Raw genomic sequence first — 14116 nt, 5'->3', positions numbered from 1 at the left:
GGCGTTAGCGTTTCTTGGGAGGTTTCGGTGTGGATTTGGATTTGGTTTCCGACGCGGGCAACGGGGCCAGCGCCAGGGCGAAACCATTGGGATAGCGCAGGTCGGCCTGCGTGATGGTGCGCCCTTCCAGGCGCCCCGCCACGGCGGGCCAGGCCTGCACAAAGCGTTGAATGCGAGCCGCGAACGGCAGCGCGCCGGGCAGGCCATGCGGATCCGGCGCATCGGCGCCCGGATCGCGGCCCAGATCCAGCAACATGCCGTTGGACAGCACCACGCGCCAGGCATAGCGCGGGCTCAGCTCCAACTGCTTGACGTGCATATCGAGCGGTGCGAACCAGCGCGCCAATTCGGCGTAGCGCTGCACCACCAGTGATTCGGTACCCTCGGGCCCGGAGAACTGCGGCAATACCGTTTCGTCGTCCACTTCGCCCGTGTTGGCCGTGAACGCTTCGCCCCAGGTGTTGATCATCTGGTTTTCGTTCCACAGCGCCAGGGGCTGCTGTTCTTCGATCCGCACGCGCAGCACATTGGGCCAGATGCGGCGCACGGTGGCATGCCGCACCCAGGGCACCGATTCGAAGATCTCGCGGGCGTCGTCCAGGTCCACCGTGAAGAAGTTGCCCTTGAAACGCCCAGCGATCGCCGCGCGTACCGCACCCGGCGACACATAGTGCAGCTCGGTATCCGGCGTGGACTCCAACTCGATGGCCGACAGCGTGAAATACGGGCGTTGCACGACCCACACCACGCCCGCGAGGAGCATGGCGCAGACCGCCAGCACGGCTAGCGTGTTGGCGATCAGGTTGGTGGTGCGAGCGTCGTTCCACACGGAGTATCCAGGTCAAGCGTTGCGGGCGGCGCTGTGCACTTTGCACGAGGCGTCGGCCAGGATTGCCACGCACAGGTCGGCGTAGCTCATCCCCGTGGCGCGGGCGGCCATGGGAACCAGGGAATGGCTCGTCATGCCGGGCGAGGTATTCATTTCAAGCAGCCAGGGGCGGTTGTTGGCGTCCAGGATGAAATCGGCACGGCCCCAGCCTTCGCAACCCAGCGCGCGATAGGCGCGCACCGCGATGTCGGCCACTTCCTCGGCCACCGCGGGCGGCAGCGTCGCGGGGCAGAAGTACTGGGTGTCGTCCGAAAAATACTTGTGCTCGTAGTCGTAATTGCCGCCGGGCGCGGCGATCTCGATCACCGGCAGCGCGCGGGCGGTCTTGCCGCCGCCCAGCACCGCGACGGTCAGTTCGCGGCCCTGGATGAATTGTTCGGCCAGCACCTCGGCGTCGAACTTGGCGGCCAGGGCGTAGGCTTCCTTCATGTCGGAATACCCCACCACCTTGGTGATGCCCACGGTCGAGCCTTCGTGCGGCGGCTTGATGATCAGCGGCAGGCTCAGGCGGTCCGGCACCAGGCGCAGCTCGGTGTCGGCATCCAGCATCTCGAATTCCGGCGTGGGCAGGCCTTGCTGCAACCAGACCCGCTTGGTCATGATCTTGTCCATGGCCAGCGCGGACGCCGTCGGACCGCTGCCGGTGTAGGGGATGCCCAGCAATTCCAGGGCGCCCTGGATCGTGCCGTCTTCGCCATAACGGCCATGCAGCGCGATGAACACGCGGTCAAAATTCTGGGCAGCCAGGTCGGCCAGGCTGCGCTCGCCCGTGTCGAACAGGTGCGCGTCGACACCGGCGCTCAACAGCGCCTGGTGCACGCCGGCCCCGGACATCAGGGACACCTCGCGCTCGGCGGAACGGCCGCCGTACAACACGCCTACCTTGCCGAATTTCGCGTTCATGCCAATTCTCCAACTTGGGCGGGGACCTTACTGATCGAACCCGCTCCCATAACAATCACCACGTCGCCGTCGCGCACGAAATCCACCACGGCTTGCGGCAGCTCGGCGACATCTTCGACAAATACCGGTTCAACCTTGCCGGCCACGCGCAGGGCCCGCGACAAGGCGCGGCCGTCGGCGGCCACCAGCGGCGGCTCACCGGCGGAATAGACCTCGGTCAGCAGCACCGCGTCGGCCGTGCCCAGCACGCGCACGAAGTCTTCGAAGCAATCGCGGGTGCGCGTGTAACGGTGCGGCTGGAACGCCAGCACGATGCGGCGGTCGGGCCAGGCGCCGCGGGCCGCGGCCAGCGTGGCGGCCATTTCGACCGGATGATGGCCGTAGTCGTCGATCACCGTGAACGTGCCGCCGCCGTGCGACGCCGGCACCGGGAATTCGCCAGTCTGCGTGAAACGCCGGCCCACGCCCTTGAACGAGGCCAGCGCGTCGCAGATCGCCTCGTCGGACACGCCCAGCTCGGTCGCCACGGCGATCGCCGCCAGCGCATTGCGCACGTTGTGCAAACCCGGCAGGTTCAACACCACCTGCAGCGGCGGCAACAGCGTGTCGCGGTGGCTGCGCTGCACGTTGAAGCGCATGCGAGTGCCTTCCGGCTGCACTTCGTAGCCGCGCACCATCGCGTCTTCATTCAAGCCATAAGAGGTGATGGGACGCGACACGAACGGCATGATCTCGCGCACATTGGCGTCGTCGGTGCACAGCACGGCGCTGCCATAGAACGGCAGGCGCTGCGTGAACTCGATAAAGGCGCTCTTCAAGCGCGCAACATCGTGGCCATAGGTGTCCATGTGATCCGCATCGATGTTGGTCACGATGGCCATCACCGGCAACAGATTCAGGAACGAGGCGTCGGATTCGTCGGCCTCGACCACGATGTAGTCGCCCTGCCCCAGCCGCGCATTGGCGCCGGCGGAATTGAGCCGGCCGCCAATCACGAAGGTCGGGTCCAGGTCGCCCGCGGCCAGGATGCTGGCCACCAAGCTGGTCGTCGTGGTCTTGCCGTGCGTGCCGGCCACGGCGATGCCGCGCTTCAGGCGCATCAGTTCGGCCAGCATGATCGCGCGCGGCACTACCGGGATGCGCGCGGCGCGCGCCGCGATGACTTCGGGGTTGTCGCCCGCCACCGCCGTGGACGTGACGATCGCGCCGGCGCCGGTGACGTTGCTGGCGACGTGGCCGATCGCGATGTTCACGCCCAGGCTGGCCAGACGGCGCGTCACAGCCGACTCGTTCAAGTCGGAACCGCTGATGGTGTAGCCCAGGTTGAGCAGCACCTCGGCAATGCCGCTCATGCCGGAGCCGCCGATGCCTACGAAATGGATATGTTGAATTCTGTGTTTCATGATGAACGCCCCGCTGCTTGTTCACAGACGTCGGCGATATGGGCCGCCGCTTCGGGGTGCGCATGCGCGCGGGCCCGTTCGGCGACAGCCTGCAGTTCTTGACGGGAGCGCTGGCCCAGCCAGTCCGCCAGCCACTCGGGGCTCAAGGCGTTCTGCGGCTGCAGCCAGGCGGCCTGCGCGTCGCTCAGGAAGCGCGCGTTGGCGGTTTGATGATCATCGATGGCATGGGGGAACGGCACGAACAGCGCCGCCACGCCTGCCGCGGCCACTTCGGACACCGTCATGGCGCCCGCACGGCAGATCAGCAGGTCGGCATCGCCCATGGCGCCGGCCATGTCGTCGATGAAGGCGCGGCAGTCGGCCATCACGCCCGCCTGGGCGTAGGCCTGCTGCAGCGCCGGCAAATGTTGTTCACCGGCCTGGTGCACGACTACCGGCCGGCTGCTTTCGGGCAGACGGGCCAGCGCCTGCGGCACGGCGCTATTAAGCGCCTGGGCGCCCAGGCTGCCGCCCACCACCAGCACCCGCAGCGCACCGCTGCGGCCGCCATAGCGTTGAGCGGGGTCGGGCAAGGCGCACAGGTCGGCGCGCACCGGATTGCCCATCGCTTCGCCCTTGGGCAGCACGCCGGGAAACCCGCTAAGCACGCGGCGCGCCATGCGGGCCAACCACTTGTTGGCGGTGCCGGCCACGGCGTTCTGTTCGTGCACCACCAGCGGCGTGCCGCGCAGCGCCGCGATGACGCCGCCGGGGAAGGCGACGTAGCCGCCCATGCCCAGCACCACGTCCGGCCGCACGGCAGACAGCCTGGCCCACGCCTGACCGAACGCGCGCACCAGCAGGAACGGCAACTTGAGCAGCGCTGCGGCGCCCTTGCCGCGCACGCCGGCGAAACGCAAAGGCACCAGCTCGATACCGCGTGGCGGCACTAGCTTGCCTTCCATCTTGTCGGGATTGCCCAGCCACAGCACGCGCCAGCCGCGTTGACGCAGCACATCGGCCACGGCCAGACCGGGCATGATGTGCCCGCCGGTGCCGCCGGCCATGATCAGGATGGTGCGCGGCGTCGTGCTCATGTCCGCCCCCCGCGCATCATGATGCGATTTTCGACGTCGACCCGGATCAGCATGGCCAACGCGCACAGGTTCATCACCACGCCCGAACCACCGTAGCTCATCAGCGGCAGGGTCAGGCCCTTGGTCGGCAACAGCCCCAGGCACACGCCCATATTGATGAACGCCTGCACGCCGAACCACATCGCCACGCCATGCGCCACCAGGCCCGCGAAGGTGCGTTCCATGGCGATGGCCTGACGGCCGATGTCGAAGCCGCGGTAGACGATGATGGCGAACAGCGTGATCACCAGCATCACGCCGGCGAAACCCAGCTCCTCGCCCACCACCGCCATCAGGAAGTCGGTGTGCGCTTCGGGCAGGTAGTGCAGTTTCTCGACGCTGGCGCCCAGCCCCACGCCCAGCCATTCGCCGCGGCCCAGCGCGATCAGCGAATGCGACAGCTGATAGGCGCTGCCATAGGCGTTGTCTTCGTTCCAGGGGTCCAGGTACGCGAACAGGCGGGCACGGCGCCACGGCGACAGCCAGATCAGCATCAGGAAGGTGCTGACCAGCACCGCCAGCAGGCTGCTGAAGTACTTGCCGTTGATGCCACCCAGGAACAGGATGCCGATGGCGATCGCGACGATCACCATGAAGGCGCCCAGGTCGGGCTCGAGCAGCAGCAGCATGCCCACGCCGGCCAGCGCGAATGCCATCGGCAGGAAGCCGCGCGCGAAAGCCTGCATGTGTTCCTGCTTGCGCACTGTGTAGTCGGCGGCATACAGCAGCGCGGCCAGCTTCATCAATTCGGAAGGCTGGAAGTTCAGCGGACCCAGTGGAATCCAGCGGTGCGCGCCGTTGACTTCACGGCCGATGCCGGGCACCAGCACCGCCACCAGCAGCACCATCGCCACCACGAACAGCGGCACGGCCAGGCGTTGCCAGACGCGGATCGGAATCGCCAGCACGATCGCGGCGGCCAGCAGACCGGCGCTGATGAACAGGCCGTGACGGATCACGAAGTAATAGCGGCCATACGAGGCATAGCGCGGGCCGTCGGCCAGCGCGATCGATGCCGAATACACCATCAGCAAGCCAAGCAGCAGCAACGTCGACGCCGCGATGACCAGCGGCAGATCGAAGTTGCGCATGCGGGTACGGCCGGGCCGTACGGCGTTGACGCTAGCGGTGAGATCGGCGATCAGGCTCATGCCACCTCTCCACGGTCGCGGGCCAGGTCTTCGACCTCTTCCACGAACACTTGCCCGCGGTGTGGGTAGTTGCGGAACATGTCCATGCTGGCGCAGGCGGGCGACAACAGCACCGCATCGCCGGCCTGCGCCAGCTCGGCGGCGCGGCGCACGGCCTCGCGCAGGGACGTTGCCTGGATGCAATCGACGCCGGTTTCAGCCAGCACGCGGCCGATTTCGGGGCCATCCTGGCCAATGAGCACCACGGCGCGCGCATGGCGCGACACTACCGGGATCAGGGGCGAGAAATCCTGCCCCTTGCCCAGGCCGCCGGCGATCAGCACCACGGGCTGGCCCAGGCCTTCCAGCGCGGCCACGGTGGCGCCCACGTTGGTGCCCTTGCTGTCGTTGATGTAGTCCACGCCGCCGATGTTGCGCACGAAGGCGGCGCGATGCGGCTCACCCGCGTAGTCGCGCAGGGCGCGCAGCATGGCGCCCCAGCCCAGGTCCAGGCAACGTGCCAGTTGCAGCGCGGCCAAGGCGTTCAGGGCGTTGTGGATGCCGCGGATGCGCAGGGCATCCACGGGCATCAGGCGGCTCATGCGGCCCTTGGCGCGCATGGGTTCCGGCGCGTCTTTCTTGCGGCGCACGGGCGCGACGGGCTCGTCGAAATCGACCGGCTCGGCCGCCACCAGCCAGGCCACGCCCTGGCCCAGTTCCAGGCCCATGTCGCCCACGCGTTCCGGCACGTCGCGGCCAAAGCTGCGCACATTCAGGGCGTCCAGCGTCGGCACCATGGCCACGGTGTACGGATCTTCGCGATTGACGATGGCGACGCGCGCCATCTTCAAGAGACGCGCCTTGGCCTTCGCATAGGCGTCCATGCCGCCATGCCAGTCCAGATGATCCTGCGTGACGTTGAGCACCACCGCCGCGTCGGCCATCAAGGTGTGTGTGGTTTCCAGCTGGAAGCTGGAAAACTCCAGCACCCACACCTGCGGCAATTCGTCGGCGTCCAGCGCTTCCATCAATGCCGTCAGGGCGGCCGGGCTGATATTGCCGGCGGCCAGCACAGACAGGCCGCTGGCCTGCACCAGATCGCGGGTCAGCGCGGTAACGGTGGTCTTGCCGTTGGTGCCGGTCACGGCCAGTAGACGGGGACGGTATTCGCGGGTCTCGGCCAGCTCGGCCAGGGCGCGCGCGAACAATTCCATTTCGCCGATCACCTCGATACCGCGGGCCTGGGCCTCGCGCAGCAGCTCTTCGGCGGGCGCGCCGGTCGGCGCCAAGCCCGGGCTGATCACGACCTGATCCACGCCATCGAGCAGCGCGGTATCGAAGGACGTGTCGCAACCCAGGCGGTATTCGACCTCGGCCTGCGCCAGCGCATCGCGCAGCGCCGGCAATCCGCCCGGTTCCGCGCGCGTGTCGGCCACGCGCAGGCGGGCACCCTGCCGGGCGCTCCAGCGAGCGGCGGCGACGCCCGACTCGCCCAATCCGAGGATCAGGACAAGCGGCGCATCGGCGCGGGAGGTTTCCATCAAATTCATCGCAACTTCAGGGTTGAGAGGCCAATCAGCACCAGCATCATGCTGATGATCCAGAAACGCACGACCACCTGGGTTTCTTTCCAGCCGCCCACTTCAAAGTGATGATGCAGCGGAGCCATGCGGAATATGCGTCTACCTGTTCCATAACGTCGCTTGGTGTACTTGAACCAGGTCACCTGGATCATCACCGACAGGGTCTCGACGACGAACACGCCGCCCATGATGAACAGCACGATTTCCTGGCGCACGATGACCGCGATGGTGCCCAACGCGCCGCCTAATGCCAGCGCGCCGACGTCGCCCATGAAGACCTGCGCCGGATACGCGTTGAACCACAAAAATGCCAGCCCCGCGCCCCCGATCGCCGCGCACAGCACCATCAATTCGGAGGCGCCGGGGATATACGGGAACAGCAGATACTTCGAATAGTCGACGCGGCCGACCACGTAGGCGAAGATGCCCAGCGCGCTGCCCACCATCACGGTAGGCATGATTGCCAGGCCGTCCAGGCCGTCGGTCAGGTTGACGGCGTTGCTGGTGCCCACGATCACGGCCCAGGTCAGCGCCACGAAGCCCAGCACGCCCAGCGGATAGCTGACAGTCTTGAAGAACGGCACGATCAGGTCGGCGCGCGTCGGCAGCGCCATCGTGAAGCCGCTGCCCACCCAGGCCTTGAAGAGCGGCCACAGTTCGGTATTGGCGGGCGCCGACACGGCGAACGCCAGATAGATCGCGGCCACCAGGCCGATGGTGGCTTGCCAGAAGAACTTCTGGCGCGCCGGCATACCTTCGGGATCGCGGTAGACCACCTTGCGGTAATCGTCCATCCAGCCGATCCAGCCAAAGCCGAACGTGACTAGCAGCACCACCCACACGAAACGGTTGGTCCAATCCGCCCACAGCAGCGTGCTGATGGCGATGGAGATCAGGATCAGCACGCCGCCCATGGTCGGGGTGCCGGTCTTGACCAGGTGCGTTTCGGGACCGTACGAACGCACGGCCTGGCCGATCTTCATTTCGGTCAGCTTGCGGATCACGCGCGGACCGGCCACCAGGCCGATCAGCAGCGCGGTCGCGCACGCCAGCACCGCGCGCAAGGTGATGTATTCGAACACGCCCAGGGCGCGCACATCATCGGAAAGCAGGCGGGCGATCTCAAGCAGCATGGTGGTCTCCCTGCCCCTTGGACACTTGCCCGTCAATCGAAGTAAAAGCCGTCACTACCCGCTCCATGCGCATAAAGCGCGATCCCTTTATCAATACGCAGGACGCGCGCAGGCCGCGCAACGCGGCAACGACTTCGTCTACCGATGCGCAGGCGTGCGCGCCCGAACCGAATGCGGCGGCTGCCGCGCGGCTGGCTTCGCCTAGCGTGATGAGTGCGTCGAGTCCATGCTCGCGCGCGTAATTGCCCACCTCGACATGCATGGCGGGGCCGTTGTCCCCGACCTCGCCCATGTCGCCCAGTACCAGGACGCGGGTGCCACCGATGCGCGCCAGCACGTCGACGGCCACGCGAACCGAATCGGGATTGGCATTGTAGGTGTCATCAATGAGCAACGTTCCGTCACTCAATTTCTTGTATTGCATGCGCCCTGCCACCGGGCTGAAGCTCGCCAGCGCCTTCACCGCGACGTCGAGCGGCGCCCCCGCGGCGATTGCGCTGGCGATCGCCGCCAGCGCATTGCGCAGGTTGTGCAGACCGGGCACCGGCAGCGTCAGGTCGGCGGCGCCGACCGGCGTCACCACACGGCAGCGCGTCGAATCGACGTCCGCCAGGATCTGTTCCGCATAGACATCCAAGCCAGGCTGCAAGCCGAAGCGCAGCACCCGGCGCGGCTCGGCCAGCTTGTCCCAGATCGCCGCGTAAGGCTCGTCGCCCGGATAGACGGCGATGCCGTCGTCGGGCAAGGCCGCGATGGCGGCGCCGTTCTCGTATGCCACCGCTTCCACGGTGTGCATGAATTCCTGATGCTCGCGCTGGGCGTTGGTGACCAGGGCCACGCTGGGCGCCGCGATGGCGGCCAGTTGCGCGATTTCGCCCGGGTGGTTCATGCCCAGCTCGAACACGGCGGCGCGATGCTCGGGGCGCAGACGCAACAAGGTCAGCGGCACGCCGATGTCGTTGTTCAGATTGCCGGCGGTCGCCAGCCGGCCCGTCTCACCACGCCACCCGGCCAGCATGGCCGAGATCATTTCCTTGGTGGTCGTCTTGCCGTTGCTGCCCGTCACCGCCACCACGGGCAGTGTGTAGCGGGCGCGCCAGGCCGCGCCAATACGCATCAGCGCCAGGCGGGTGTCGCCCAACACCAGTTGCGGCAGGTTCGAGTCCGCCACGGCGTGCGCGACCACGGCGGCGCAGGCGCCGCGTTCAGCTGCCTGATCCAGGTAGTTGTGGGCGTCGAAGTTCTCGCCTACCAGCGCCACGAACAGCTCGCCCGCGCCAATACGCCGGGTGTCCGTGGACACCCCCTTGACCAGCGGCAACAGCAGCGCCAGCCGCGCCCATTCGCGATCGTCGAACGGCAGTTTTTCGCCGCCGACGTCCTGATAGGTTTCATGGCCCTTGCCAGCCAGCAGCACCACGTCTTCAGGCGCGCTCGCCCAGACGGTCTGCATGATGGCGCGGGCGCGATCGACCTGCACCTCGGCGCCGGCCGACGCGGGAATGCCGGTCAGGATCTGCGCCACGATGGCTTCGGGTGATTCGGTGCGGGGGTTGTCGCTGGACACCACCACGTGGTCGGCCAGTTCGGCGGCAATGCGGCCCATCTCGGGACGCTTGCCCGGATCACGCTCGCCACCGCAACCGAACACGCAGACCAGGCGGCCGGCGCGCGCCTGCGCCACCGGACGCAACGCGGCCAGCGCACGGGCCAGCGCGTCGGGCGTATGGGCGTAGTCCACCACCACCAGCGTGCCGCGGCCGCCATTGGCCTGGGTGCCGGAAGCGACGGGTTCCACGGTCTGCAGACGGCCGTCGACGGGGTCGGTCGCGGCCAATTCGCGCGCGATCTGCGCAAACGGCAGCCCCAGCTTGTACAGCACGCCCGCCACCAACAGCAGGTTGGAAACGTTGTGCGCGCCCAGAAGGCGCGTCACGATCTGGGCCTCACCGTGCGGCGAGACCAGCGTGAAGATCTGTCCTTGCGCGGTAGCCTGCAAGTCGCGCGCGCGCATTGCGGCGGGCACGGCAGGATCGGCGCTCAGGCTGTAGCCCATGACGGACACGCCGGCCGGCAACGAGGCGATCAGGCGGCGGCCGGCTTCGTCGTCCGCGTTCACCACCGCGGCGGACAGGCCCGGCCAACGGAACAGGCGCGCCTTGGCCTCTTCGTACCGCTCCATCGTGCCGTGGTAATCCAGATGGTCGCGGGTCAGGTTGGTATAGGCGGCCAACGCCACCCGCACGCCATCCATGCGGCCCTGTTCGATGCCGATGGAAGAGGCTTCCATGGCCACCGCCTTGGCGCCGGCGTCGCGCATGGCGGCCAGCAGGCGATGCACCGTCAGCACATCGGGCGTCGTGAGGCTGCCGCCCAGCGTGCGTCCGTCAGGCAGCACGGCGCCCAAGGTGCCGATGGTGCCGCAAGGCTTGTCGTTGCGGCCCAGCGCATGGGCAATCCATTGGACCGACGAGGTCTTGCCGTTGGTGCCGGTCACGGCCACCACGGCCAGCGCCGACGAGGGGCGGCCATACCAGGTGTCGCCCAGCTCGCCCAGCAGCGCGCGCAGGCCGGTCACCGGCAGCATCGGCGTGTCGCCGGCGGCGGCCTCGATGGCCTCGTTGGCCGGCGCTTCGAACAATACCGCGCTGGCGCCCAGCGCCAACGCCTTCTCTATATAGAGGCGGCCATCGCTGGACAGGCCCGGGCAGGCGACGAACACGTCGCCCGGCTCGATCTCGCGGGAGTCCAACTTCAGGTGCGCGGTCAACGACACGCGCGAATGCAACCACGCCACGGCTTGTTCGACCGTGGCGGCGGGGGATGAGAAGAAGCCTTTGGCGCTCATCTGCCTGGCTCCTTGATGCCGGCAACAATAGTGGATTCGAAGGGTGCGTCCGGCCGCACACCCATCAACCGCAGACTCCCGCCGACAATATGGGAGAACACGGGTGCGGCAATCGCGCCGCCGTAATAGCCGCCGACCGTGGGTTCGTCGATGGACACCGCCACGACGATCTTGGGATCGGAAACCGGTGCAAAGCCCACGTACGAGCTGCGATAGCGCTGCATGCTGTACTTGCCGTCCACGATCTTGCGCGCGGTGCCGCTCTTGCCTGCCACGCGGTAGCCCTGGACCTGGGCGGCCTTGGTGCCGTCCGGGCCGGCCGCGGCCTCCAGCATGCCGCGGACCAGGGCGGTGGTCTTGGGCGTATAGATCTTGACGCTGGTGGGATCGCTGTCGCGCTTGACCAGAGTCAGCGACACCATGTCGCCATTGCGGGCGAACACGGTATAGGCGCGGGCCACTTGCAGCAGCGACACGGACAGGCCGTAGCCGTAGGCCATGGTGGCCTTTTCGATCAGGCGCCAGCGGTCCCACGGACGCAGGCGGCCGGGGGCCGCGCCGGGGAATCCCACTTGCGGCGCCTGGCCCAGGCCCAATTCGGTGAAGCGGTCCCACATTTCGCGGGATTCCAGCTTCTCGGAGATCATCGTCATGCCGATGTTGCTGGATTTGCGCAGCACGCCGGCCACGTCCAGGGTGCCGTTGCGGCTCACGTCGCTGATGGTGCTGCCCTGATAGGTGAAACGGCCATTGCCGGTTTCGAACAGGGTGGTGGTGCTGATGCGGCCCAGGTCCAGCGCCAGTGCGGCTGTGAACGGCTTCATGATCGAGCCGGGCTCGAACGTGTCGGTGATGGCCTGGTTTCGCAGGTTGGCGCCGTGGAAGGTCTCGCGCTTGTTCGGGTCGAACGTGGGCACGTTGGCCAGCGCCAGGATTTCGCCGGTATGCACATCGACGACCACGGCGGTTGCGCCCTTGGCCTGGTGCTTGTCCATGGCGTCCTTCAGTTCCTTGAACACCAGGTACTGCAGGCGGGTGTCGATCGACAGGCGCAGATCGCGGCCGTCGACCGGCAAAGTCACGGCCTGCACATCTTCGATGACGCGGCCCAGGCGATCCTTGATGACGCGGCGGCTGCCCGGGCGGCCCGACAGCTGCTGATTGAAGGTCAGCTCGACGCCTTCCTGGCCCTGGTCTTCGACACTGTTGAAGCCGACGACGTGCGCCATCACGTCGCCGTCCGGATAGTAGCGGCGCGTCTCGGGTTGCTGGTGCACGCCAGGCAAGCCCAGTTGCTTGATCTTGTCGGCCACGTCCATCGAGACCTGGCGCTTCAGATAGACGAAGTTCTTGTCTTCCTCGACCCGGCGGCGCAGATCCGCAACGGGCGACTCCAGCAGCGCGGCCAGGGAAGCCAATTGGGCGGGCGTAGCCTGTTTCAGGTCTTCGGGAATCGCCCAGATCGCGCGCGCCGGCACGCTGGACGCCAGCACCGCGCCATTGCGGTCCATGATCTTGCCGCGCGTGGCGGCCAGCGTCAGCGTGCGCTCATAGCGGCGCTCGCCCTGCTGCTGCAGGAATTCCGTGGAAATCCCCTGCAGGAACAGCGCCCGGCCAGCCAGCACGGCGAAACCGCCGAACAACAGGATCAGCACCAGGCGTGCGCGCCAGGTGGGCAACTGCCCGCGCAGCACCGGATTATCGAAGAACGGAACGCGCTTCACTGGGCGCCTCCATTGGCAGCGACGGGAGCCTGGTTCAAGTACAGCGTGCGGTCGGGCACGATGGGAATCATCTTCAGGCTATCGCGGGCAATCACATCGACGCGCGCGTTGCGCGCCAGCTCGGCCCGTTCCAGCTGCAGGCGCCGCCAGTTCGTTTCCTGGTCGCGTGCCTGCGCCTGATCGCGGCCCAGCTCGACAAAGAGCTGGCGCGACTGATACCGGCTGGTGACCAGGGAAATGGCCGACAGCATCAGTAAAGCCGCAACGATCAGGTTGACGCGACCCATCAGCGGCGCCCTCCTTTACCGCCACGGCGAGGCGGCGGAGCCAGATCGCTGCCGGGCAGCGAGCCGATCTTCACGAACGCGGCGCCGCCATCGGCGGACAGGGGTGTTTCGGTACGCTCGGCGACGCGCAGCACCGCCGAACGGGCGCGCGCATTGGCCGAGACTTCGTCGTCTTCGGCCAGCACGCGTCCCAGGGAACGCAATACGGGTTGGGGCATTTCGCTTTCGCGCAGCGGCAGGCGTGCATGCGCGGCAGCCGGACGAGCCGCCGCCGCGATGCACTGCTTGACCATGCGGTCTTCAAGCGAATGAAAGCTGATCACCGCCAACCTCCCCCCCGGGGCAAGCAGGTCTAGAGCTGACGCGAGGGTGCGCGCGAGCTCTTCGAGTTCCCGATTGATGTAAATCCGTAGAGCTTGAAAGGTGCGTGTGGCCGGATGCTGCCCCTTTTCGCGCGTGCGGACGGCGCTGGCGACGCACTCGGCAAGTTCGAGCGTGGTGCGCAGCGGCCTTGTTGCGCGGCGAGCAGCAATCGCCTTTGCAACCTGAAAAGCAAACCGTTCTTCGCCATAATCCGCTATGACCTCCCGCATCTCATCCACACTGGCTTGCGCCAGCCAATCCGCCACCGTGGGTCCACGAGTGGTGTCCATCCGCATGTCCAGCGGGCCGTCTCGCATGAACGAGAAACCGCGCTCGGCATCGTCGATCTGAGGCGACGACACGCCCAGATCCAGCATCACGCCATCGACCTTGTCGATGCCGAGCTGCCCTAATTCTTCGGCCATGGTGGCAAAGCCGCCATGCACCACCGTCACCCGGGAATCGGCCGCGGCCAACGCATTGGCCACCGCGATCGCCTCGGGATCCTTGTCGAACACGACCAGCCGCGCCGCGGGTCCCAGGCGGCCGAGCAATTCCCGGCTGTGCCCGCCGCGTCCGAAGGTGCCGTCCACGAAGACGCCACGTTCCGCCCGCGTAGCCGCGGCCGGCTCGTCCTGAGCGTGCGACCGGGTCGCGCCCTTGCCGCCGAAATCGGCCAGCAACAGCGCGTCCACCGTCGGCTCCAGCAGGACGGGCCGATGTTCGAATTCCATAACT

General features: G+C 67.1%; 11 protein-coding genes. All 11 read right to left on the bottom strand.

All coding sequences use genetic code 11. The annotated features are described in order from the left end of the window. Positions 1-4 precede the first annotated feature (4 nt). Genes A9974_RS06185 through rsmH form a run of 11 tightly spaced genes read right to left on the bottom strand, consistent with a single transcriptional unit; the run spans position 5 to position 14112 of the window. Positions 5-829, bottom strand: coding sequence for a cell division protein FtsQ/DivIB (locus tag A9974_RS06185; protein WP_183003269.1), 825 nt, complete (start codon positions 827-829; stop codon positions 5-7). Positions 830-841: 12 nt separating this feature from the next. Then, a complete protein-coding gene (locus A9974_RS06180) occupies positions 842-1792 on the bottom strand; it encodes a D-alanine--D-alanine ligase (protein ID WP_183003268.1) in 951 nt (316 codons plus the stop codon). Beyond that, complete coding sequence (gene murC, locus A9974_RS06175) at positions 1789-3195, bottom strand: UDP-N-acetylmuramate--L-alanine ligase (RefSeq protein WP_183003267.1); 1407 nt, start codon at positions 3193-3195, stop codon at positions 1789-1791. Before murC ends, A9974_RS06180 begins: the two co-directional genes overlap by 4 nt. Then, positions 3192-4271, bottom strand: a complete 1080-nt coding sequence (murG, locus tag A9974_RS06170) for an undecaprenyldiphospho-muramoylpentapeptide beta-N-acetylglucosaminyltransferase (protein WP_183003266.1) — start codon at positions 4269-4271, stop codon at positions 3192-3194. Before murG ends, murC begins: the two co-directional genes overlap by 4 nt. Next, positions 4268-5461: a putative lipid II flippase FtsW gene (ftsW, locus tag A9974_RS06165; RefSeq protein WP_183003265.1), complete on the bottom strand. Its 1194-nt coding sequence runs from the start codon at positions 5459-5461 to the stop codon at positions 4268-4270. The genes murG and ftsW overlap by 4 nt, the downstream gene beginning before the upstream one ends. Continuing rightward, entirely contained in the window at positions 5458-6990 is a 1533-nt protein-coding gene (gene murD / locus A9974_RS06160; protein ID WP_183003264.1) for a UDP-N-acetylmuramoyl-L-alanine--D-glutamate ligase, read from the bottom strand. The genes ftsW and murD overlap by 4 nt, the downstream gene beginning before the upstream one ends. After that, positions 6987-8156 (bottom strand): phospho-N-acetylmuramoyl-pentapeptide-transferase, encoded by a 1170-nt coding sequence (gene mraY / locus A9974_RS06155; RefSeq protein WP_183003263.1) that lies wholly within the window; start codon positions 8154-8156, stop codon positions 6987-6989. Before mraY ends, murD begins: the two co-directional genes overlap by 4 nt. Continuing rightward, positions 8146-11004: a bifunctional UDP-N-acetylmuramoyl-L-alanyl-D-glutamate--2,6-diaminopimelate ligase MurE/UDP-N-acetylmuramoyl-tripeptide--D-alanyl-D-alanine ligase MurF gene (gene murF, locus A9974_RS06150; RefSeq protein ID WP_183003262.1), complete on the bottom strand. Its 2859-nt coding sequence runs from the start codon at positions 11002-11004 to the stop codon at positions 8146-8148. Before murF ends, mraY begins: the two co-directional genes overlap by 11 nt. Next, positions 11001-12728, bottom strand: a complete 1728-nt coding sequence (locus A9974_RS06145) for a penicillin-binding protein 2 (protein WP_183003261.1) — start codon at positions 12726-12728, stop codon at positions 11001-11003. Before A9974_RS06145 ends, murF begins: the two co-directional genes overlap by 4 nt. Next, a complete protein-coding gene (gene ftsL, locus A9974_RS06140) occupies positions 12725-13015 on the bottom strand; it encodes a cell division protein FtsL (protein WP_183003260.1) in 291 nt (96 codons plus the stop codon). The genes A9974_RS06145 and ftsL overlap by 4 nt, the downstream gene beginning before the upstream one ends. Next, positions 13015-14112 (bottom strand): 16S rRNA (cytosine(1402)-N(4))-methyltransferase RsmH, encoded by a 1098-nt coding sequence (gene rsmH, locus A9974_RS06135; protein WP_183003259.1) that lies wholly within the window; start codon positions 14110-14112, stop codon positions 13015-13017. The genes ftsL and rsmH overlap by 1 nt, the downstream gene beginning before the upstream one ends. Between the last annotated feature and the right edge of the window lie 4 nt (positions 14113-14116).

Source organism: Achromobacter sp. UMC71 (assembly GCF_014170305.1).
GTDB lineage: Bacteria > Pseudomonadota > Gammaproteobacteria > Burkholderiales > Burkholderiaceae_B > Achromobacter.
This window is presented reverse-complemented; position numbering and strand designations above follow the sequence as displayed.

Excerpts from the sequence above, each read along its gene's own strand:
- A9974_RS06180 (WP_183003268.1), bottom strand. The coding sequence starts at position 1,792 with ATGAACGCGAAATTCGGCAAGGTAGGCGTGTTGTACGGCGGCCGTTCC.
- murC (WP_183003267.1), bottom strand. The coding sequence starts at position 3,195 with ATGAAACACAGAATTCAACATATCCATTTCGTAGGCATCGGCGGCTCC.
- murG (WP_183003266.1), bottom strand. The coding sequence starts at position 4,271 with ATGAGCACGACGCCGCGCACCATCCTGATCATGGCCGGCGGCACCGGC.
- ftsW (WP_183003265.1), bottom strand. The coding sequence starts at position 5,461 with ATGAGCCTGATCGCCGATCTCACCGCTAGCGTCAACGCCGTACGGCCC.
- murD (WP_183003264.1), bottom strand. The coding sequence starts at position 6,990 with ATGAATTTGATGGAAACCTCCCGCGCCGATGCGCCGCTTGTCCTGATC.
- mraY (WP_183003263.1), bottom strand. The coding sequence starts at position 8,156 with ATGCTGCTTGAGATCGCCCGCCTGCTTTCCGATGATGTGCGCGCCCTG.
- murF (WP_183003262.1), bottom strand. The coding sequence starts at position 11,004 with ATGAGCGCCAAAGGCTTCTTCTCATCCCCCGCCGCCACGGTCGAACAA.
- ftsL (WP_183003260.1), bottom strand. The coding sequence starts at position 13,015 with ATGGGTCGCGTCAACCTGATCGTTGCGGCTTTACTGATGCTGTCGGCC.
- rsmH (WP_183003259.1), bottom strand. The coding sequence starts at position 14,112 with ATGGAATTCGAACATCGGCCCGTCCTGCTGGAGCCGACGGTGGACGCG.